Source organism: Agrobacterium leguminum, from assembly GCF_005144435.2.
GTDB lineage: Bacteria > Pseudomonadota > Alphaproteobacteria > Rhizobiales > Rhizobiaceae > Agrobacterium > Agrobacterium leguminum.
Genome location: NZ_CP120211.1, coordinates 2845876 through 2863929 on the forward strand (window position 1 = coordinate 2845876; position 18054 = coordinate 2863929).

Annotated in this window: 18 protein-coding genes; 9 read left to right on the forward strand and 9 right to left on the reverse strand. The window is 59.9% G+C overall.

The window, feature by feature from the left end; all coding sequences use genetic code 11:
- The first annotated feature begins 55 nt into the window (after nt 1-55).
- From msrA to deoA, 9 genes are all read left to right on the forward strand, one after another.
- Complete coding sequence (gene msrA / locus CFBP4996_RS13580; protein ID WP_020812546.1) at nt 56-706, forward strand: peptide-methionine (S)-S-oxide reductase MsrA; 651 nt, start codon at nt 56-58, stop codon at nt 704-706.
- Between the two features lie 214 nt (nt 707-920).
- Complete coding sequence (locus CFBP4996_RS13585; RefSeq protein ID WP_003524348.1) at nt 921-1913, forward strand: BMP family lipoprotein; 993 nt, start codon at nt 921-923, stop codon at nt 1911-1913.
- Nucleotides 1914-1995: 82 nt separating this feature from the next.
- The gene (locus CFBP4996_RS13590; protein WP_080818397.1) at nt 1996-3501 is read left to right on the forward strand and encodes an ABC transporter ATP-binding protein; all 1506 of its coding nucleotides are present in this window, start codon (nt 1996-1998) and stop codon (nt 3499-3501) included.
- A gap of 7 nt (nt 3502-3508) precedes the next feature.
- Nucleotides 3509-4612: an ABC transporter permease gene (locus tag CFBP4996_RS13595; protein ID WP_080852873.1), complete on the forward strand. Its 1104-nt coding sequence runs from the start codon at nt 3509-3511 to the stop codon at nt 4610-4612.
- A gap of 6 nt (nt 4613-4618) precedes the next feature.
- Entirely contained in the window at nt 4619-5590 is a 972-nt protein-coding gene (locus CFBP4996_RS13600; protein ID WP_003493080.1) for an ABC transporter permease, read from the forward strand.
- Nucleotides 5591-5609: 19 nt separating this feature from the next.
- Complete coding sequence (locus CFBP4996_RS13605) at nt 5610-5999, forward strand: cytidine deaminase (RefSeq protein ID WP_162936001.1); 390 nt, start codon at nt 5610-5612, stop codon at nt 5997-5999.
- Nucleotides 5999-6799 (forward strand): purine-nucleoside phosphorylase, encoded by an 801-nt coding sequence (locus CFBP4996_RS13610; RefSeq protein WP_080852871.1) that lies wholly within the window; start codon nt 5999-6001, stop codon nt 6797-6799. Before CFBP4996_RS13605 ends, CFBP4996_RS13610 begins: the two co-directional genes overlap by 1 nt.
- Before the next feature lie 2 nt (nt 6800-6801).
- Entirely contained in the window at nt 6802-7575 is a 774-nt protein-coding gene (deoC, locus tag CFBP4996_RS13615; RefSeq protein WP_080852870.1) for a deoxyribose-phosphate aldolase, read from the forward strand.
- A complete protein-coding gene (deoA, locus tag CFBP4996_RS13620; RefSeq protein ID WP_080852869.1) occupies nt 7572-8888 on the forward strand; it encodes a thymidine phosphorylase in 1317 nt (438 codons plus the stop codon). The genes deoC and deoA overlap by 4 nt, the downstream gene beginning before the upstream one ends.
- On the opposite strand, the gene CFBP4996_RS13625 is transcribed toward deoA, so the two are convergent.
- The 9 genes from CFBP4996_RS13625 to cyoA all read right to left on the reverse strand — a co-directional run bounded on the left by CFBP4996_RS13625 (nt 8881) and on the right by cyoA (nt 17849).
- Nucleotides 8881-9402, reverse strand: a complete 522-nt coding sequence (locus CFBP4996_RS13625) for a TIGR02281 family clan AA aspartic protease (protein ID WP_080852868.1) — start codon at nt 9400-9402, stop codon at nt 8881-8883. The two genes, deoA and CFBP4996_RS13625, sit on opposite strands and share 8 nt — an antisense overlap.
- 134 nt (nt 9403-9536) lie before the next feature.
- Nucleotides 9537-10166 carry a uracil phosphoribosyltransferase gene (gene upp, locus CFBP4996_RS13630; RefSeq protein ID WP_003524359.1) on the reverse strand — a complete coding sequence of 210 codons (630 nt, stop codon included), beginning with the start codon at nt 10164-10166 and terminating at the stop codon, nt 9537-9539.
- Between the two features lie 96 nt (nt 10167-10262).
- Nucleotides 10263-11240 (reverse strand): adenosine deaminase, encoded by a 978-nt coding sequence (locus CFBP4996_RS13635; protein ID WP_080852867.1) that lies wholly within the window; start codon nt 11238-11240, stop codon nt 10263-10265.
- Nucleotides 11237-12457, reverse strand: coding sequence for a phosphopentomutase (locus CFBP4996_RS13640; protein ID WP_080852866.1), 1221 nt, complete (start codon nt 12455-12457; stop codon nt 11237-11239). The genes CFBP4996_RS13635 and CFBP4996_RS13640 overlap by 4 nt, the downstream gene beginning before the upstream one ends.
- Nucleotides 12458-12570: 113 nt before the next feature.
- Nucleotides 12571-13332 (reverse strand): SURF1 family protein, encoded by a 762-nt coding sequence (locus CFBP4996_RS13645; RefSeq protein WP_162935950.1) that lies wholly within the window; start codon nt 13330-13332, stop codon nt 12571-12573.
- A 278-nt stretch (nt 13333-13610) separates the two neighbouring features.
- Complete coding sequence (gene cyoD, locus CFBP4996_RS13650; protein ID WP_003514416.1) at nt 13611-14006, reverse strand: cytochrome o ubiquinol oxidase subunit IV; 396 nt, start codon at nt 14004-14006, stop codon at nt 13611-13613.
- Nucleotides 14006-14632, reverse strand: a complete 627-nt coding sequence (cyoC, locus tag CFBP4996_RS13655) for a cytochrome o ubiquinol oxidase subunit III (RefSeq protein ID WP_003524364.1) — start codon at nt 14630-14632, stop codon at nt 14006-14008. Before cyoC ends, cyoD begins: the two co-directional genes overlap by 1 nt.
- A 6-nt stretch (nt 14633-14638) precedes the next feature.
- Nucleotides 14639-16642 (reverse strand): cytochrome o ubiquinol oxidase subunit I, encoded by a 2004-nt coding sequence (gene cyoB / locus CFBP4996_RS13660; protein WP_080852865.1) that lies wholly within the window; start codon nt 16640-16642, stop codon nt 14639-14641.
- A gap of 76 nt (nt 16643-16718) precedes the next feature.
- On the reverse strand, nt 16719-17849 hold the full coding sequence (gene cyoA / locus CFBP4996_RS13665; RefSeq protein WP_080852864.1) for a ubiquinol oxidase subunit II: 1131 nt from the start codon (nt 17847-17849) through the stop codon (nt 16719-16721).
- Nucleotides 17850-18054 lie beyond the last annotated feature (205 nt).

The window sequence follows — 18054 nt, forward strand, 5'->3', positions numbered from 1 at the left end:
GCGCCCGCAGACGTGAACCATGAGAAGCGGCGGAACTGGCCGCATGGAGGACCGAATGTTCCTGTTCGATACGCTTTCAAAAAAAACGACGATGCCGACCGAAGAAACCGCCTTGCCCGGCCGTGAAGAGGCGCTTGCGGTGCCGGAAGCCCATTTCGTCAATGGCCGGCCCTTGAAGGGGCCTTATCCTGACGGACTTGAAACTATCTATCTCGGTATGGGCTGCTTCTGGGGTGCGGAACGGTTGTTCTGGAAAACGCCGGGCGTGTGGGTGACGGCGGTGGGTTATGCCGGCGGCTTCACCCGCAACCCCACCTATCAGGAGACGACGACGGGCCAGACGGGCCACGCCGAAGTTGTCAAGGTTGTCTACGATCCGGCCGTGATCTCGCTCTCGGGTCTGCTGAAGATATTCTTCGAGGAGCATGATCCGACACAAGGAATGCGGCAGGGCAACGATGTCGGCACGACCTACCGTTCCGCCATTTACGCGACGACGGAAGGGCAGTTGCAACAGGCGCAGAAGGCGAGCGATGCTTTTCAACAGGCTTTGGACGAGGCCGGCCATGGCAGCGCCATCACCACCGAGATCGGGCCGCTTGAAAAGTTTTATTACGCTGAAGACTACCATCAGCAATATCTTGCCAAGAACCCGGGCGGCTACTGCGGCCTGAGGGGAACCGGCGTAAGCTGCAATATCGACTAGATTTTTTGCAGGTCGCCCCGGTGGAAAGACCAAAAAAGCGCCAGAATAAAGTTTTTCCACCGGGTCAAAAAAACCGGGTGAATTTTTCATTGAGCCATGCAAGGATATGAGGCAAGCACAGCCGGGAAAACGGCTGGCGGTTCCGCAGACATTCCCGGTCAACGGGATTGCGGGAGGACCCTTAAAATATCAATTGCAACAACAGGGCTGCACAATGAAAAAATCCCTTCTGACGCTTTTTGCGCTCGCCGCAATGTCGGCTTCCGCGCTCGCCGCCGATATCAAGCCGGCGCTGGTCTATGGCACGGGCGGCAAGTTCGACAAATCGTTCAACGAAGCCGCTGCGGCCGGCGCTGAAAAGTTCAAGGCAGAAACGGGCATCGAGTTCCGCGATTTCGAGCCGACCAGCGACACGCAGGGCGAACAGGCCATCCGCAACTTCGCCAGCAAGGGCTTCAACCCGGTCGTTGCCGTTTCCTTCGCCTGGACCTCGGCCATGGAAAAGGTCGCAGCCGAATTCCCTGACACCAAGTTCGTCATCGTCGATTCCGTCGTCGAACTGCCGAATGTCCGCTCCGTCGTCTACAAGGAGCATGAAGGCTCCTATCTCGTCGGTCTTCTGGCGGGCATGGCCTCCAAGACCGGCAAGGTCGGCTTCATCGGCGGCATGGATATTCCGCTGATCCGTAAGTTCGCCTGTGGTTATGCACAGGGCGCCAAGGCTGCCAACGACAAGATCGAAGTCTTCCAGAACATGACCGGCACCACGGGTGCTGCCTGGAACGATCCGGTGCGCGGCGGCGAACTCACCAAGAACCAGATCGACCAGGGTGCGGACGTGATTTACGCGGCAGCCGGTGCGACCGGTATCGGCGTGCTGCAGACTGCCGCCGACAACAAGAAGTTCTCGATCGGCGTCGATTCCAACCAGAACCACCTGCATCCGGGCTCGGTTCTGACCTCCATGGTCAAGCGCGTCGATCTGGCCGTCTACAATGCCTACAAGGATGCCAAGGACGACAAGTTCACCCCCGGCATCGTTGCGCTCGGCGTCAAGGAAGATGGCGTCGCCTACGCGGTCGACGACAACAACAAGGCCCTGATCACACCGGAAATGACCGCCGCCGTGGACAAGGCGAAGGCCGATATCATCTCCGGCGCCGTCAAGGTTCATGACTATATGGCGGATAATTCCTGCCCGAAATGATATGATATGTAACAGGGGCGCATGATGTTTTTCATCTTGCGCCCTTTTCATATCCAGCCTTCGGAGAGGTTTCGGTTTGAGTATGGACCCTGCAATCGAACTGGTGGGCATCGACAAGAAATTCGGTGCCGTTCACGCCAACAAGAATATCAATCTGACTGTCGCCAGGGGCACGATCCACGGCATCATCGGGGAAAACGGTGCCGGGAAATCGACCCTGATGTCGATCCTCTACGGCTTTTACCAGGCGGACGCCGGTGAAATCCGGGTGAATGGCACGCCCGTCGCGATCCGCGACAGCCAGACGGCCATCAACGCCGGCATCGGCATGGTGCATCAGCACTTCATGCTGGTGGAAAATTTCACCGTGCTGGAAAACGTCATGCTCGGCGCGGAAGGCGGTGCATCGCTCGCCAAGGGCCGGGCGGCGGCCCGCAAGGAATTGCAGCGCCTCGAGGACGATTACGGTCTGGAAGTCGATCCCGATGCGGTGATCGAGGAACTGCCGGTCGGTCTGCAACAGCGCGTCGAAATCCTCAAAGCCATGTATCGTGGCGCCGAAATCCTGATCCTCGATGAGCCGACCGGCGTTCTGACGCCGGCCGAGGCCGATCACCTTTTCAAGATTCTCGGTGTCCTGCGCGAGCAGGGCAAGACCGTCATCCTCATCACTCACAAGCTGCGCGAAATCATGGCGATTACGGATTCCGTCTCCGTCATGCGCCGCGGTGAAATGGTCGCGACCCGCAAGACCTCCGAAACCAGCGTCGAGGAACTGGCCGAGCTGATGGTTGGCCGCCGCGTGCTGCTCAGGGTGGAAAAGGGCGAGACGACGCCCGGCGATGTTCTGCTCTCCATCCGCAATCTGACCGTCAAGGACAGTCGCGGCGTCACCATGGTGGATGATGTCTCGCTCGATGTCCGTGCAGGTGAAATCGTCGGCATTGCCGGCGTGGCGGGCAATGGCCAGTCGGAGCTGCTCGAAGCCATCGCTGGCATCCGCAAGCCCTATTCGGGCGAGATATGGGTGGATGGCCAGAAGGTGGACCGCCCCGATCCGGCCATTCTGCGCAGGCTCGGCCTCGCGCATATCCCGGAAGACCGCCACCATATGGGGCTGGTGCTGAAATTCGAGGAATATGAAAACTCCATCCTCGGTTATCACCATGATGAGCGTTACGGCAAAGGGCCCTTCCTCAACCCCGAGGCCATCCGCAGGGATGCGGTCGAAAAGATCGAGAAATACGATATCCGCCCGCCGAACCCGCAGCTGAAGACCGCCAATTTTTCCGGCGGCAATCAGCAGAAGATCGTCGTCGCCCGCGAAATCGAACGCGACCCCAAGATGCTGATCATCGGCCAGCCGACACGCGGCGTGGATATCGGCGCCATCGAATTCATCCATCGCCGCATCATCGAAATGCGCGATGCCGGAAAGGCTATTCTGCTGGTTTCGGTCGAACTCGATGAAATCCGTTCCCTTTCGGACCGGATCATGGTCATGTTCGCCGGCCGTGTCGTTGGAGAAAAAACGGCGGAAGCCGAAGAACAGACGCTGGGCCTGATGATGGCCGGCATCGCCGCATGAGGCATGAATGAGCACCGCTTCCGTACCCTTACCAAACTGGATCAGCTACGGCCTGTTGCCGTTTTTGAACGTCGTCACCGCCTTTCTGATTTCCGGCCTCGTTGTCTGGTCGATCGGGGAAAGCCCGCTGGCGGCGCTGCGCCTGCTGATCGAAGGTGCGCTCGGCCGTGGCGACGCCATCGGCTTCACGCTGTTCTACACGACGAGCTTCATCTTCACCGGCCTTTCCGTCGCCGTGGCCTTCCATGCCGGCCTCTTCAATATCGGTTCCGAAGGTCAGGCCTATATTGGCGGTCTGGGTGCGGCGCTGGTTGCGCTGGCGCTTGATCGTTACGTGCCATGGTATGTGACGATGCCTTTCGCCGTCATCGGTGCGGCACTTTTCGGCGCGGCCTGGGCCTTCATTCCGGCCTGGCTGCAGGCAAAACGCGGCAGCCACGTCGTCATCACCACCATCATGTTCAACTTCATCGCGGCTGCGCTGATGGTCTATCTGCTGGTGAATGTGCTGATCGTGCCGGGCAAGATGGCGCCTGAAACGCGCACCTTCCTGCCGGGCGGGCAATTGCCGAAATTGGACTGGCTGATGGCGCTGTTCGGCCTCAAACTCGGGCCGGCGCCGTTCAACGTCTCCTTCATCATCGCGCTGGTCATGTGTTTCCTCGTCTGGGTGCTGATCTGGCGCACCAAGCTCGGTTATGAGATGCGCACGCTCGGCATCAGCCCGTCGGCCGCCATCTATGCCGGCATTCCCTATGCGCGAACGGTCATCATCGCCATGCTCATTTCCGGCGGTCTGGCGGGCATGATGGCGCTGAATCCGGTCATGGGCGCTTCCGCCCGCCTGCAGGTGGAATTCGTCGGCGGTGCGGGTTTCGTCGGCATCGCCGTATCGCTGATGGGGCGAAGCCATCCGCTCGGCATCATCTTCGCGGCATTGCTGTTCGGCATTCTCTATCAGGGCGGTGCTGACCTTTCCTTCGAGATGCCGAATATTACCCGCGAGATGATCGTGGTCATTCAGGGTCTGGTGATCCTTTTTGCCGGCGCGCTGGAATATATGTACCGGCCGGCGGTCGTCCGCATCTACCAGCGTTTGGCAAAGGGGTGAGCTGATATGGATTTTTTCGATATGCTGGTCAGCATCCTCGGCTCGACCGTCCGTCTCACCATCCCGCTGCTCTTCACCGCACTTGCCGGGCTCTTTTCCGAACGCGCCGGCGTGTTCGATATCGGGCTTGAAGGCAAGATGCTGGCGGCGGCCTTCGCCTCCGCCTGCGTCGCCTATCTCACAGCGGACCCATGGGCCGGTCTACTGGCGGGCATCACTGTTTCCATCCTCTTCTCGTTGATCCATGGTTTCGCCGTCATCACCAATCGCGGCAATCAGATTGTGTCGGGCGTGGCGCTGAACTTCATCGCCGCCGGCCTGACGGTGGTTCTGGGGCAGGCCTGGTTCGGGCAAGGCGGCCGCACGCCGCAATTGCCGTCCGAGGGCCGCTTTGCGCCGATCATCCTGCCGGGTGCGGATGCGATGCGCGAGGTGCCCTTCATCGGCCCGCTCTATGCCAATGTCATTTCCGGCAACAATATCCTCACCTATCTCGCCTTTCTGGCGGTACCGCTGTCGTGGTGGGTGCTTTACCGCACCCGTTTCGGCCTGCGTCTGCGCGCTGTGGGTGAAAACCCGGGCGCGGTGGATACGGCAGGCATTTCGGTGACATGGATGCGCTTCCGCGCCGTCATCGTTGCCGGTTTCCTCTGCGGTTTTTCGGGGGCCTATCTCGCCGTTGCGCAGTCGGCGGCCTTCATCGCCAACATGTCGGCCGGCAAGGGCTATATCGCGCTTGCGGCGCTGATCTTCGCGAAATGGAAGCCGGTGCCGGTCATGTTCGCCTGCCTGCTCTTCGGTTTTCTGGATGCCTTCGCCAACTTCATGCAGGGTAAATCCGTGCCGGGTATCGGCGAGGTGCCGGTGCAGATTTTCCAGGCCATGCCCTATATTCTGACCTGCATCCTGCTTGCCGGTTTCATCGGCGTCGCCAAGCCCCCCAAGGCCGGTGGCGTTGCCTATGCGAAGGAGCGTTAAATCCATGTCCCGAGACCCGATGTCCCATGCCTTGTTCGAGGCAGCGGTGGAGGCCATGACCTTTGCTCATGCGCCCTATTCGAAATTTCCGGTCGGTGCGGCGATCCGCGCTGAAGACGGCAAGATTTACAAGGGCGCCAATATCGAGAACCTCTCCTTCCCGCAGGGCTGGTGCGCTGAACCTTCCGCCATCAGCGCCATGATCATGGGTGGGGCGAAGAAGATCAGTGAAATCGCCGTTATCGCCGAAAAACTTGCTCTCTGCCCACCCTGCGGCGGCTGCCGGCAGAAGATCGCCGAATTCGCCACGCCGGATACGAAAGTCTATCTCTGCGACGCAACCGGCGTGCAGAAGGTCATGACCATGGAAGAGCTTTTGCCCTTCAGCTTCAAGACAGAGCTGCCCTGATGCCGGATATGCTGATCGATATTCTGGTGGAGCGCCTGAACGGCCTGATGCCGCGCGTCGCCATCGTCCTCGGCTCGGGCCTCGGTTCGCTGGTGGAAGACGTCAGCGACCCGATCCGGGTGCCCTATGCCGAACTTCCCGGTTTTCCTGCGAGCGGCGTTTCCGGCCATGCGGGCGAGTTGGTGGCGGGCTATCTTGGTGGGGAGCCGGTCATGATGCTCTCCGGCCGGGTGCATTATTACGAAAAGGGCGATCCGTCCGCCATGCGCGCGATCATCGGGGCGCTGGCCGGTCTCGGCGTGCAGTCGCTCATCCTCACCAATTCGGCAGGTTCGGTCAGGCAGGATATGCCGCCCGGCTCGGTCATGCAGATCACCGATCACATCAACTATTCCGGCATGAACCCGCTGATTGGCGAGGAAAGCGACCGCCGCTTCGTCGGCATGACCACCGCTTACGATCCTGATCTGATGCTTGCCATGCGCAACGCCGCCATCCGTGCGACGGTGCCTTTGTTCGGCGGCGTCTATATGTGGTTTTCCGGCCCGAGCTTCGAAACGCCGGCGGAAATCCGCATGGCGCGGCTGCTGGGGGCGGATGCCGTTGGCATGTCCACCGTGCCGGAAGTCATCCTTGCGCGCTTTTTCGGGATGCGCGTCGCCGCCGCATCGGTTATTACCAATTACGGTGCCGGCATGACCGGCGCGGAACTGAGCCATGAAGAAACCAAGGATATGGCTCCCGTGGGTGGCAAGAGGCTTGCCGCTGTCTTGAAGGAAATGATCGCAGGAGGAGCGTGACCATGGAACTCCAGCGTCCGCGCGAAGCGGCTGCCCTCACCCTGTCCTTGCTGGACCTGACCAATCTCAAGGAAGACTGCACGCCCGAGCAGATCGCCGCTCTGTGCCAGCGGGCGCATACGGAGTATGGCAATACGGCTGCAATCTGCATCTGGCCGCGCTTCGTGGCGCAGGCCCGTGCTGCTTTCGGAAAAGACCATGCTATCCGCATCGCCACGGTCGTCAATTTTCCTTCGGGCGATCTCGACATCGCGACCGTGGTTGCCGAAACCGAGGCGGCAATCCGCGACGGCGCTGACGAAATCGATCTCGTCATTCCCTATCGCAAATTCATAGCAGGCGATGAAACGGCGGTGTCCGCCATGGTGTCCGCCGTTCGCAAGGCCTGCGTTGCACCCGTGCTGCTCAAGGTCATTCTTGAAACCGGCGAGTTGAAGGACAAGGCGCTGATCCGTCGCGCATCCGAACTCGCCATTGCCGAAGGGGCCGATTTCATCAAGACCTCAACCGGCAAGGTCGCCATCAATGCCACGCTGGAAGCAGCCGACATCATGTTGCAGGCGATCCGCGACAGCCGGCAGAAGGTGGGTTTCAAGCCCGCCGGCGGCATCGGCACGGTGGAGGACGCCACGCTTTACCTCAGGCTTGCGGAAACCATAATGGCGCCCAACTGGGCCATGCCGTCCACCTTCCGTTTCGGCGCTTCCGGTGTACTCGATGATGTGCTGAACGTGCTGGCCGGCGGCGAGCCCGCCAAGGCCGCCAGCGGGTATTGAGCTTGATCCCCCAGGAGATCATCCGGCGCAAACGCGATGGCCTGTCTCTTGAGCCGCAGGAGATTGCCGCTTTCATAGAGGCGCTTTCGAAAGACGGCATCTCGGAAGGGCAGGCGGCTGCCTTTGCCATGGCGGTGTTCTTTCGCGGCATGAACCGGGATGAGATGGTGGCGCTGACGCTTGCGATGCGCGACAGCGGTGAGATCCTGTCCTGGAGCGATCTCGGAAGACCAGTGGCGGACAAGCATTCCACCGGCGGCGTCGGCGATAATGTCTCCCTGATGCTCGCCCCCATCGTTGCCGCCTGCGGTCTCGCCGTGCCGATGATTTCCGGCAGGGGCCTTGGCCATACCGGCGGCACGCTGGACAAGCTGGAAGCGATCCCCGGTTACAAACTCATGCCGGACGAGGCGTTGTTTCGCCGGACGGTAAAGACGGTCGGCTGCGCCATCATCGGCCAGACAGGCGATCTCGCTCCCGCCGACAAACGGCTTTATGCCATTCGCGATGTGACCGCGACGGTCGATTCCATACCGCTGATCACGGCCTCCATCCTGTCGAAGAAGCTTGCAGCCGGGCTGCAGACGCTGGTTCTGGATGTGAAGGTCGGCAGCGGTGCTTTCATGCAGAGCGTTGAGGATGCCCGCAATCTGGCCCGCGCTCTGGTCGATGTGGCGAATGGCGCAGGCCTGCCGACAACGGCGCTGATAACCGACATGAACCAGCCGCTTGGCGATGCCGCCGGCAATGCGGTCGAAATCGTCAACTGTCTGGATTTTCTGACCGGTCGCAAGGCCGGCACCCGTCTTGAAAAGGTGGTCCTGTCCTTTGCGGCGGAAATGCTGGTGCAGGCGCAAAAGGCGGTCACGCTGGAGGAAGGAGAGACGCTGGCGTCGGCTGCGCTCTCCTCCGGCCGGGCGCTGGAAATCTTTGCACGGATGGCTTCGGCACTGGGCGGTCCATCGGATTTCGTCGAGCGCCCGTCGCGCTATTTGCCATCAGCGCCGGTCATTCTTCCGGTTCTAGCGGAGCGCAGCGGTTTGCTCGCCTCCTGCGCCACGCGCGATCTTGGCATGGTTGTCGTCGAACTCGGCGGCGGCAGAAGAAAGCCATCGGACACGATCGATCCTTCCGTCGGTATTTCGGATATTCTGCCGCTCGGTATCAAAGTGGAAAAGGGCGAGCGGATCGCCACCGTTCATGCTGCTTCCAGGGACGAAGCGGAACGCGCCGTGAAAAGGATAGCGGCCTGCTACGGAATTGCTGACAGCGCGCCGGAGATTGGTGCGCCCGTTCTTGAGCGGGTCACCTGACCAGCCGCATCTCGCCGCCCGATACCTTGAAGGACGATAGTTGCTTCAGGAAGCTCATGCCGATCAGCATGTTGCTAAGCGCATTGTCCTTCAGCACCATGGCGTCGACATTCTGAACCCGGATAGCGCCGATCTCCACCCGGTCCAGTTTCACATAGGCTGCCATGGTCTGGCCATTGGCCGTTGAAATCGCATATTTATAATCGAGGCTGTTGACGCCGTAACCGAGACGGCGCGCAATCGTCTCGTTGATGGCGACCATGGAAGCACCGGTGTCGACAAGCCCGTCGAAGGATTTGCCGTTGATGCGGAAAGTGGCGTTGAAGTGGCCGCGGGCATCGGCTTTCAGATTGACGCCGCCCAGCGAAACGGACTCCGGTTTGGCCGCTTCGGGTCTGGCTTCCGCTTTCTCGATGCTTGCTTCCGGGCGCGGCTGAAACTTTTCCACCAGCGCCGGAATTTGCGTGGCACCGACCGAAAGACCAACAAGCAGAAAAATCGCGCGCGTCAGCAAGTCTTTGCTCCTCCAGGGGCAGGTTATTCTTGCCCAGAATAGACGCAAAACATGCTGAAACCTTAAAATAAAAAGCCATTCGCCGCTGGTGGAGGCGGCGAATGGCTCAAACGGTTAAGCGATGATGAACGGCGTTATTTGGTGCCGTACATGCGGTCGCCGGCATCGCCGAGGCCGGGAACGATATAGCCCTTCTCGTTCAGATGGCTGTCGATGGCGGCGGTGTAGATATGCACATCGGGATGCGCTTCACGGAAGTTCTTGATGCCTTCGGGCGCCGCCAGCAGACACAGGAAGCGGATGTTCTTCGCACCACGTTCCTTCAGCTTTTCAACGGCGGCGATGGAGGAGTTGCCGGTTGCCAGCATCGGATCGACAACGATGATAAGGCGCGCATCGAGACTTTCGGGAGCCTTGAAGTAATATTCGACAGCTTCCAGCGTGTCATGATCGCGATAAACGCCGATATGGGAAACACGCGCCGAAGGAACGAGTTCGAGCATGCCTTCCAGCAGGCCGTTGCCGGCGCGCAGGATGGAGGCGAAAACCAGTTTCTTGCCTTCGAGCACGGGGGCCTCGATGGTTTCAAGCGGCGTATCGATGGTTTCCATCGTCATCTCAAGGTCGCGCGTCACTTCATAGCAGAGCAGCGTCGAAATTTCCCTGAGCAGGCGGCGGAAGCCGGCCGTCGAGGTTTCCTTCTTGCGCATGATGGTAAGTTTGTGCCGCACCAGCGGATGTTCGATGACTGTGACGCCGTCCATGAAACTGGCCTTCCTTTTATCTTATGCCCCTGTAATTCACCGAAAGCGTGCTTTTCGCAAGCCTTCTTCGCGGTTTTACCCCCGCGAACCTCAGCGTCAGGCGCCGTCGAGTTTCGCAAGCAGTCGTGCGCGTGTTGCCTCGTCCAAGAAGGCGCATTCCAGTGCGGTCCGTGTCATACGGTCGATCTCGGCATCGCTGAAGCCGAACTCGTCCGCAGCCAGCGCATATTCCCGCGCAAGCGAGGTGAAGAAGAACGGCGGGTCGTCGGAACTGATGCACACTCGCACCCCGGCGTCGCTGAGAGCTTTCAGCGGGTGGCTGGCAAAATCGGGATAGACGTTGAGCGCGATATTCGAGCCGGGGCAGACTTCCAGAACCGTTCCCGCCTCGGCCAGCCGGGCGATGAGACCGGCATCTTCGATGGCGCGCACGCCATGCCCGATGCGGGACGGTTTGACGAGATCGAGCGCATCGGTAACGCTTTCCGGTCCGCAAACCTCGCCGGCATGAATGGTCAGCCCAAGGCCGGCATCGCGGGCGATGTCGAAGGCGCGTGCATAATCGGCGACGCGGCCCATGCGCTCTTCGCCGGCCATGTTGAAGCCCGTCACCAGCGGATGTTGGGCGCGTGCCGCATATTCGGCCGCGGCGATCACCCGCTCCGGGCCGAAGTGGCGCTCACCGGTGACGATGATGCGGGTTTCGATCCCCGTCTTTTCCCTTGCGATACGGATGCCCTCGGCAATGCCAGCCAGATAGGCGTCGGCACCGAGCCCGATGCGGTCGCCGTGATCGGGCGAAATGATCAGTTCGCTATAGATCGTATTGGCTTCGGCGAGTTCGGTCAGGTAGGCCTCAGTCAGGATGGCATAGTCCTCATCCGTCTTGAACACCTGCGCCACCGCATCGTAACAACGGATGAATTCGGCGAAATCCGACCAGACATATTGGCCGTTCCGCAGAAAACCGCTGGTGTCGATGCCGTATTTCTCCGCCTGTTTAGCGACAAGGGCGGGCGGGGCCGCACCTTCGATGTGGCAGTGAATTTCCGCTTTCAGCAAATGCGATGTCAAATGAAGCTCCTGCCGTGAGAACCGGCCTCGATGCCAAGATGGTGGGCGATGCTTTCGCCGATATCGGCGTAGCTTGAACGGATGCCGACATCGCGTGAGCGAATGCCCGGCCCGAATGCCATGATCGGCACCCTTTCCCGTGTATGGTCCGTGCCCCGCCAGGTGGGGTCGCAGCCGTGATCGGCGGTCAGAAGGGCGATGTCACCCGGCGCCATCTTGCGATGGATTTCGGGGATTCGCGCATCGAAGGCCTCAAGGGCGGCGGCGTAACCGGCAACGTCGCGGCGATGGCCATAAAGCATGTCGAAATCGACGAAATTGGTGAAGACGAGATCGCCGTTTTCAGCCTCATCGATAGCCTGCAACGTCGCATCCATCAGGGCGCCGTTGCCATTTGCCTTGATGACGCGGGAGACGCCTTGATGGGCGTAGATATCGCCGATCTTGCCGATGGCGTGCACTTTTCGGCCGGCCTCCACAAGCCTGTCGAGCAGGGTCGGTTCCGGCGGCAGAACGGAGAAATCGCGGCGGTTGCCGGTGCGCTCGAAAGTCGCGACCGTCTCGCCGATGAAGGGGCGGGCGATGACGCGGCCGATATTCAGCGGATCGAGCAGCTTGCGTACCGTCTCGCAGAGCGCGATGAGCCGCTCCAGACCGAAATGCGTTTCATGCGCGGCGATCTGGAAAACGGAATCGGATGAGGTGTAGCAGATCGGTTTACCGGTCCTGATATGCTCCTCGCCGAGCGCAGCGATGATCTCGGTGCCGGAAGCATGGCAATTGCCGAGAATGCCCGGAATATCGGCTTGCCTGCAGATCGCTTCCACCAGTTCCGGCGAAAACGCATCGCCTTCCGTCGGGAAATATCCCCAGTCGAAGGTGACGGGCGTACCGGCGATCTCCCAGTGGCCGGACGGGGTATCCTTGCCTTTTGAGATTTCGCTGGCGGAACCGTGCAGGCCGAAAATGCGCTCGGGCGGTTCCATGCCGGCGGGAATGTCGCCGCTTGCCTGCCGCGCGATCTCCAGCAGGCCGAGCGAACACATGTTCGGCAGTTTCAGCGGACCGGAGCGAAGCCCCGCTTTGTCGGCAGCGCCCGCTGCACAGAATTCCGCGATATGGCCGAGCGTGTTTGCGCCAAGATCGCCATAGCGCTCCGCGTCGGGTGCGCCGCCGACGCCGAAGGAATCCAGAACGAGAAGAAATGCTCTTGCCATAACTCACCGAAACAAAATGCGCCGACGGGCAATGTCAGGCCGAACTGTCGTTATAGATCAGCAAAACGTGAAGAAGGAAGTGCTTTTATGAACCATCCGGTAAAACCGGCTGCTTAGTCCTCGTCCCGCTTCGGTTTGGGGGCGTTGAGGTTGCGCAGGACATACCAGCCCGCAGCCACCACCATCGCCGCCAGAATATACCACGTAACGGCATAGGAGAGGTGGTTGTTGGGAAAGGTGAGCATGGTCTTGCCGCCGACCGGCAGGCCGCCCGGATTGGGTGTCGCATCGGCGTCGACATAAAACGGCGCGACATCGGAAAGGCCGGATGCCTGCGAGATTTGCGGAATGTTGCGGGAATACCAGCGGCCATTTGCCGGATCGTTGGTGCGCAGGAAAAGCCCGCCGGTTTCGGGCGCGCGCATCAGCCCGACGATCTCGACCTTTCCGGCCGGTTCGCCTTCCTGGCGGGAGGACGGATCGCGTCTGTCGGACGGCACGAAGCCGCGATTGACGATGATGCTGGAGCCATCGTCGCGTTTGAGCGGCGTCATCACCCAGTAACCGGGGCCGAGGTCCGTGACCGTATAGACCTGAACCTCCCTGTCATTGAGGAAGGTGCCGGACAGTTTCACACGGCGATATTCGTATTCCGCCGGATCGCCGAGCGCCGGCCATTCTTTGGCGGCAGGGGCGTCGACGGGATCGGCATGGGCGCGGGCTTCGACCCGCTCGATAAGATCGAGCTTCCAGGAAAGGCGCTTGACCTGCCATGTGCCGAGCGCGAGCAGCAGACCCGTCAGAACAACGGTCAGGAACAGGACGACGATGGCCGCAGGGCGGATGCGCCGGTTATGGGGTGTGGTTTGGCTCATGTCACGGTCCTTGCGAAGCGCGCCCGGCAGAAACCGGTCTGCTTTGGCGGGTTTCCTGGAGCATTTCCAGGAAAAGTGGAACCCGGTTTTCCGTCCGGAAATGCGCCAAAACAAAGAGTTAGAGTGTTTTCGCGATTCGAAGAAAAGCGAAAAAACTCTAGCACCCGCATGCGCTTCTTCCAGCAAATAACCCCATAAATCGCACCAGGATTCATGGGGGTATGTGTTGGCGCGAAGGCGGCCCGCCGGAAACCCGGCAGGCCGTTGATTTATGCTGCTCAGGGCAGGTTTTTCACATCCTCGATGTGCAGCGGCATCATGTTCTTGTTCATGTTGTACATGACCCAGAGCGAGCCGGAGAGCGTGATCAGGAGCACCACGACGGTGAAGATCAGCGCCATGAAGGTCCAGCCGCCTTCGGACTTGGTGTCCATGTGCAGGAAGTAGATCATGTGCACGAAGATCTGGATGACGCCGAGACCCATGATGGCGATGACCAGCAGGGTCTTGTTTTCAAGAACGTCGCCCATGACCAGCCAGAAGGGGATCGCCGTCAGGATGACCGACAGGACGAAGCCGATCATGTAGCTCTTGAACGTGCCGTGGCTCGCACCATCATGGTGATGATGGTCGTCGCCATGCGCGTCGTGATGTGCGTGTGCTTCGGAACTCATCAAAGAACTCCCATGAGGTAAACGAAGGAGAAGACGCCGATCCAGATGACGTCAAGGAAGTGCCAGAACATCGACAGGCACATCAGGCGGCGCTTGTTTGCCGCGATCAGGCCGTGCTTGGCGACCTGGAACATCAGCGTGACGAGCCAGATGATGCCGAAGGTGACGTGCAGACCGTGCGTGCCGACCAGCGCGAAGAAGGCCGACAGGAACGCCGAACGCTGCGGACCCGCGCCTTCCGCGATCAGGTGATGGAACTCGTAAAGTTCCACGGCGAGGAAGGCGAGGCCGAAAAGGCCGGTCACACCCAGCCAGACCAGCGTGGCCTTTACCTTCTGCTTTTCCATTTCCAGCATGGCGAAGCCATAGGTGATGGAGGAGAAAAGCAGGAAGCCGGTATTGATCGCCACCAGCTTCAGGTCGAACAGGTCGGCGCCGGAAGGGCCGGCCGCATAGTTGCGGCCGACAACGGCATAGGTGGCAAACAGCGTCGCGAAGATAAGGCAGTCGCTCATCAGGTAGAGCCAGAAGCCCAGCGAGGTGCCGTTCTCCGGGTGATGGTCTTCCTTCAGGTAGAAGACCGGTGGTTCAGCGCCGTCGACGCTTTGTGCAGGTGTATGAGACATGTTCCGTTACGCCTGTTCCGCGAGCAGCTTGGTACGTTCCGCTTCGACCGTGGAAACGTCGGAAGCCGGAATGTAATAATCGCGATTGTAGTTGAAGGTATGGGCGATGGAGACCGCGATGATGGCGAGCATCGACAGAGCCGCAAGCCACCAGATGTGCCATACCAGGGCGAAGCCGAGAACCACGCTGATGGCGCTGATGATCACGCCGGCGCCGGTGTTCTTCGGCATATGGATCGGAATGAAGCCTTCCTTGGGACGGTTGTAACCGCGCTTCTTCATATCCGCCCAGGCGTCGACATCGTGGATGACGGGCGTGAAGGCGAAGTTGTAGGCGGGCGGCGGCGAAGACGTCGACCATTCCAGCGTACGGCCGTTATAGGGGTCGCCGGTCACGTCACGCAGCTTGTCGCGCTTCAGGAAGCTGACGATGAGCTGGATGACGAAGGAGGCTATGCCGAGCGCGATCAGGAAGGCGCCGAATGCGGCGATCACGAACCAGATCTGCAGGGAATTATCCTCGAACTGGCTGATCCGGCGGGTGATGCCCATCAGGCCGAGAATATAAAGCGGCATAAAGGCGAAATAGAAGCCGATGAACCAGAACCAGAAGGACAGCTTACCCCAGAACGGATCGAGCCGGTATCCGAAGGCCTTCGGGAACCAGTAGACGATACCCGCAAGCACACCGAACACGACGCCACCGATGATGGTGTTGTGGAAGTGGGCGATGAGGAACAGCGAGTTGTGCAGCACGAAGTCCGCCGGCGGAACGGCGAGAAGAACGCCGGTCATGCCGCCGATGACGAAGGTGATCATGAAGCCGATGGTCCAGAGCATCGGAACGTCGAACTTGATGCGGCCCTTATACATGGTGAAGAGCCAGTTGAAGATCTTCGCGCCCGTCGGGATCGAGATGATCATCGTGGTGATGCCGAAGAAGGCATTCACGCTTGCGCCGGAACCCATGGTGAAGAAGTGGTGCAGCCACACGATATAGGCGAGGATGGTGATGACGCCGGTGGCGTAGACCATCGAGGCATAACCGAAAAGGCGCTTGTTGGAGAAGGTCGAGACGATTTCCGAGAAGACGCCGAAGGCCGGCAGCACCAGGATGTAGACTTCGGGATGGCCCCAGATCCAGATGAGGTTGACATACATCATCGGATTGCCGCCGAGATCGTTGGTGAAGAAGTTGGTGCCAACATAACGGTCGAGGGTGAGAAGGGCGAGCGTGCCGGTCAGGATCGGGAACGAGGCCACGATCAGGATGTTCGAACACAGCGATGTCCAGACGAAGATCGGCAGGCGCATCATGGTCATGCCAGGCGCGCGCATCTTGATGATCGTCACGATCAGGTTGATGCCTGAGAGTGTCGTTCCCACACCGGCGATCTGCAGACCCCAGATGTAATAATCGACCCCGACGCCCGGGCTTCCATCGATACCCGAAAGCGGCGGATAGGCGAGCCAACCGGTCTGCGCATATTCACCCACGAACAGCGAGATCATGGTGATGACGGCGCCGGCCGTGGTCATCCAGAAGGAGAAGTTGTTGAGGAAGGGGAACGAAACGTCGCGGGCGCCGATCTGCAGCGGCACGACGAAGTTCATCAGACCCGTGATCATGGGCATGGCCATGAAGAAGATCATGATGACGCCGTGGGCCGTGAAGATCTGGTCGTAATGGTGCGGCGGAAGGTAACCTTCCGATCCGCCCGAGGCGATCGCCTGCTGGACGCGCATCATGATGGCATCGGCGAAACCGCGCAGCAGCATGACCAGCGCCAGGATGATGTACATGATACCGATCTTCTTGTGATCGATGCTCGTGAACCATTCATTCCAGAGATAGCCCCAGAGGCGGAAATAGGTGAGGGCGCCGACGACGGCGATACCGCCCAGAGCCACGGCCGCGAAGGTTGCGACAAGAATGGGCTCGTGAAGCGGGATGGACTCCCATGTCAGCTTCCCGAACAGGAACGACGTTTGATCGGAATTGACGATCATTTTTAGCCTCTTGCGATTCTAAGACATAAGATCGGCGCAGCCATTGGCCGCGCCGCATAATGCCGGGACGTATCCGTCAGCCAGCGACTTGTTTCGTTTCCGGCAGCGCCGCAGGTTCGAAAGTCTGTCCTTCGAGCGCAGCCGGAGTGGATTGGGGACCGCTGGCGACGCCAAAGGGCGCAAGCGGCGTGCAGACGACGGAATTCAGCGCCTTGGCGATATCGATGCCTTCCTTGCCGCCGCCGCCATTGGCGTCGATATGCATCATGTCACGCATGCAGAGCTTGTTGGGCTCGACGCAGCGGTTGAGGATGGCGCTGTAGAGTTCGGGATCGACCGAAGCGAAATATTGTACCGGTTCGCGCTCGGAAGGCTTGGCGAATTCCAGATATTCCTGACGGCCAAAGCCCTTGCCGCCTTCTTTCGCCTTGGCAACCCACTGGTCGAAGCCCTGCTGGCTGAGGCCGTGGAACTTGAAGCGCATGTGGGAGAAGCCGGGGCCGGAGAAGTTGGCCGAGAAGCCGTCATAAACGCCTTCCTTGTTGATGACCGCGTGCAGCTTGGTCTGCATGCCGCCCATGGCGTAGATCTGGCCGGCGAGCGCGGGCACGAAGAAGGAGTTCATCGCCGTCGTGCCGGTGATCTTGAAATTGATCGGAACATCGACCGGAGCGGCGAATTCATTGACGCTGCCAATGCCGAGTTCGGGATAGAAGAACAGCCACTTCCAGTCCATGGCCACCACTTCCACCGTGATCGGTTTGACATCGGCGGTCACCTGGCGGTTCTCGTCGATACGCTCCAGCGGGCGATAGGGGTCGAGACGGTGAGTGGAAATCCAGGTCACCGTGCCGAGCATCAGGATGATGGCGACCGGAGCCGACCAGATCACCATTTCAAGGCGCGTGGAGTGGTGCCACTCGGGATCGTAATCCTCAGCCTTTGCCGATTCCCTATACTTCCATGCGAAGAAAAGCGTCAGGACGATGACGGGGACGATGATCAGCAGCATCAAGACCGTGGACGTGATGATAAGATCGCGCTGCTGGATGGCGACGTCGCCCGAAGGGTTCATCACCACGAGGTTACAGCCGCTGAGCAGCAGCAGAGCCGGGATTGCCAGAAGGGCGGATAGGATTTTTTTGATCGTGCGCACGTTCTTTGAACTCGTACAGTTTGGATTATGCCGCGAATAATTGCCGAACATCATTTTTCAAATGAGGTATATTGTCGCGGTGCAGCGAAACCTTCGCGATGCACCATGTCTCGGGCAGAGCTGCGTTTAAGGACGGAGCGCGTGCATTATCGCATGGTCGGCTGACTGGGCAACCCTTTATTGCCAAACTTCAATTGACGTTACGTAGGGTGCGTGTGACAATCCGTCGCATCGTAACGCAACGGAAGAGGAGCCG

Bases quoted from the DNA above. Each gene is read 5' to 3' on its own strand.
- msrA (WP_020812546.1), top strand. From the start codon at position 56: ATGTTCCTGTTCGATACGCTTTCAAAAAAAACGACGATGCCGACCGAA.
- CFBP4996_RS13585 (WP_003524348.1), top strand. From the start codon at position 921: ATGAAAAAATCCCTTCTGACGCTTTTTGCGCTCGCCGCAATGTCGGCT.
- CFBP4996_RS13590 (WP_080818397.1), top strand. From the start codon at position 1,996: ATGGACCCTGCAATCGAACTGGTGGGCATCGACAAGAAATTCGGTGCC.
- CFBP4996_RS13595 (WP_080852873.1), top strand. From the start codon at position 3,509: ATGAGCACCGCTTCCGTACCCTTACCAAACTGGATCAGCTACGGCCTG.
- CFBP4996_RS13600 (WP_003493080.1), top strand. From the start codon at position 4,619: ATGGATTTTTTCGATATGCTGGTCAGCATCCTCGGCTCGACCGTCCGT.
- CFBP4996_RS13605 (WP_162936001.1), top strand. From the start codon at position 5,610: ATGTCCCATGCCTTGTTCGAGGCAGCGGTGGAGGCCATGACCTTTGCT.
- CFBP4996_RS13610 (WP_080852871.1), top strand. From the start codon at position 5,999: ATGCCGGATATGCTGATCGATATTCTGGTGGAGCGCCTGAACGGCCTG.
- deoC (WP_080852870.1), top strand. From the start codon at position 6,802: ATGGAACTCCAGCGTCCGCGCGAAGCGGCTGCCCTCACCCTGTCCTTG.
- upp (WP_003524359.1), bottom strand. From the start codon at position 10,166: ATGGACGGCGTCACAGTCATCGAACATCCGCTGGTGCGGCACAAACTT.
- CFBP4996_RS13640 (WP_080852866.1), bottom strand. From the start codon at position 12,457: ATGGCAAGAGCATTTCTTCTCGTTCTGGATTCCTTCGGCGTCGGCGGC.
- CFBP4996_RS13645 (WP_162935950.1), bottom strand. From the start codon at position 13,332: ATGAGCCAAACCACACCCCATAACCGGCGCATCCGCCCTGCGGCCATC.
- cyoD (WP_003514416.1), bottom strand. From the start codon at position 14,006: ATGAGTTCCGAAGCACACGCACATCACGACGCGCATGGCGACGACCAT.
- cyoC (WP_003524364.1), bottom strand. From the start codon at position 14,632: ATGTCTCATACACCTGCACAAAGCGTCGACGGCGCTGAACCACCGGTC.
- cyoB (WP_080852865.1), bottom strand. From the start codon at position 16,642: ATGATCGTCAATTCCGATCAAACGTCGTTCCTGTTCGGGAAGCTGACA.
- cyoA (WP_080852864.1), bottom strand. From the start codon at position 17,849: ATGTTCGGCAATTATTCGCGGCATAATCCAAACTGTACGAGTTCAAAG.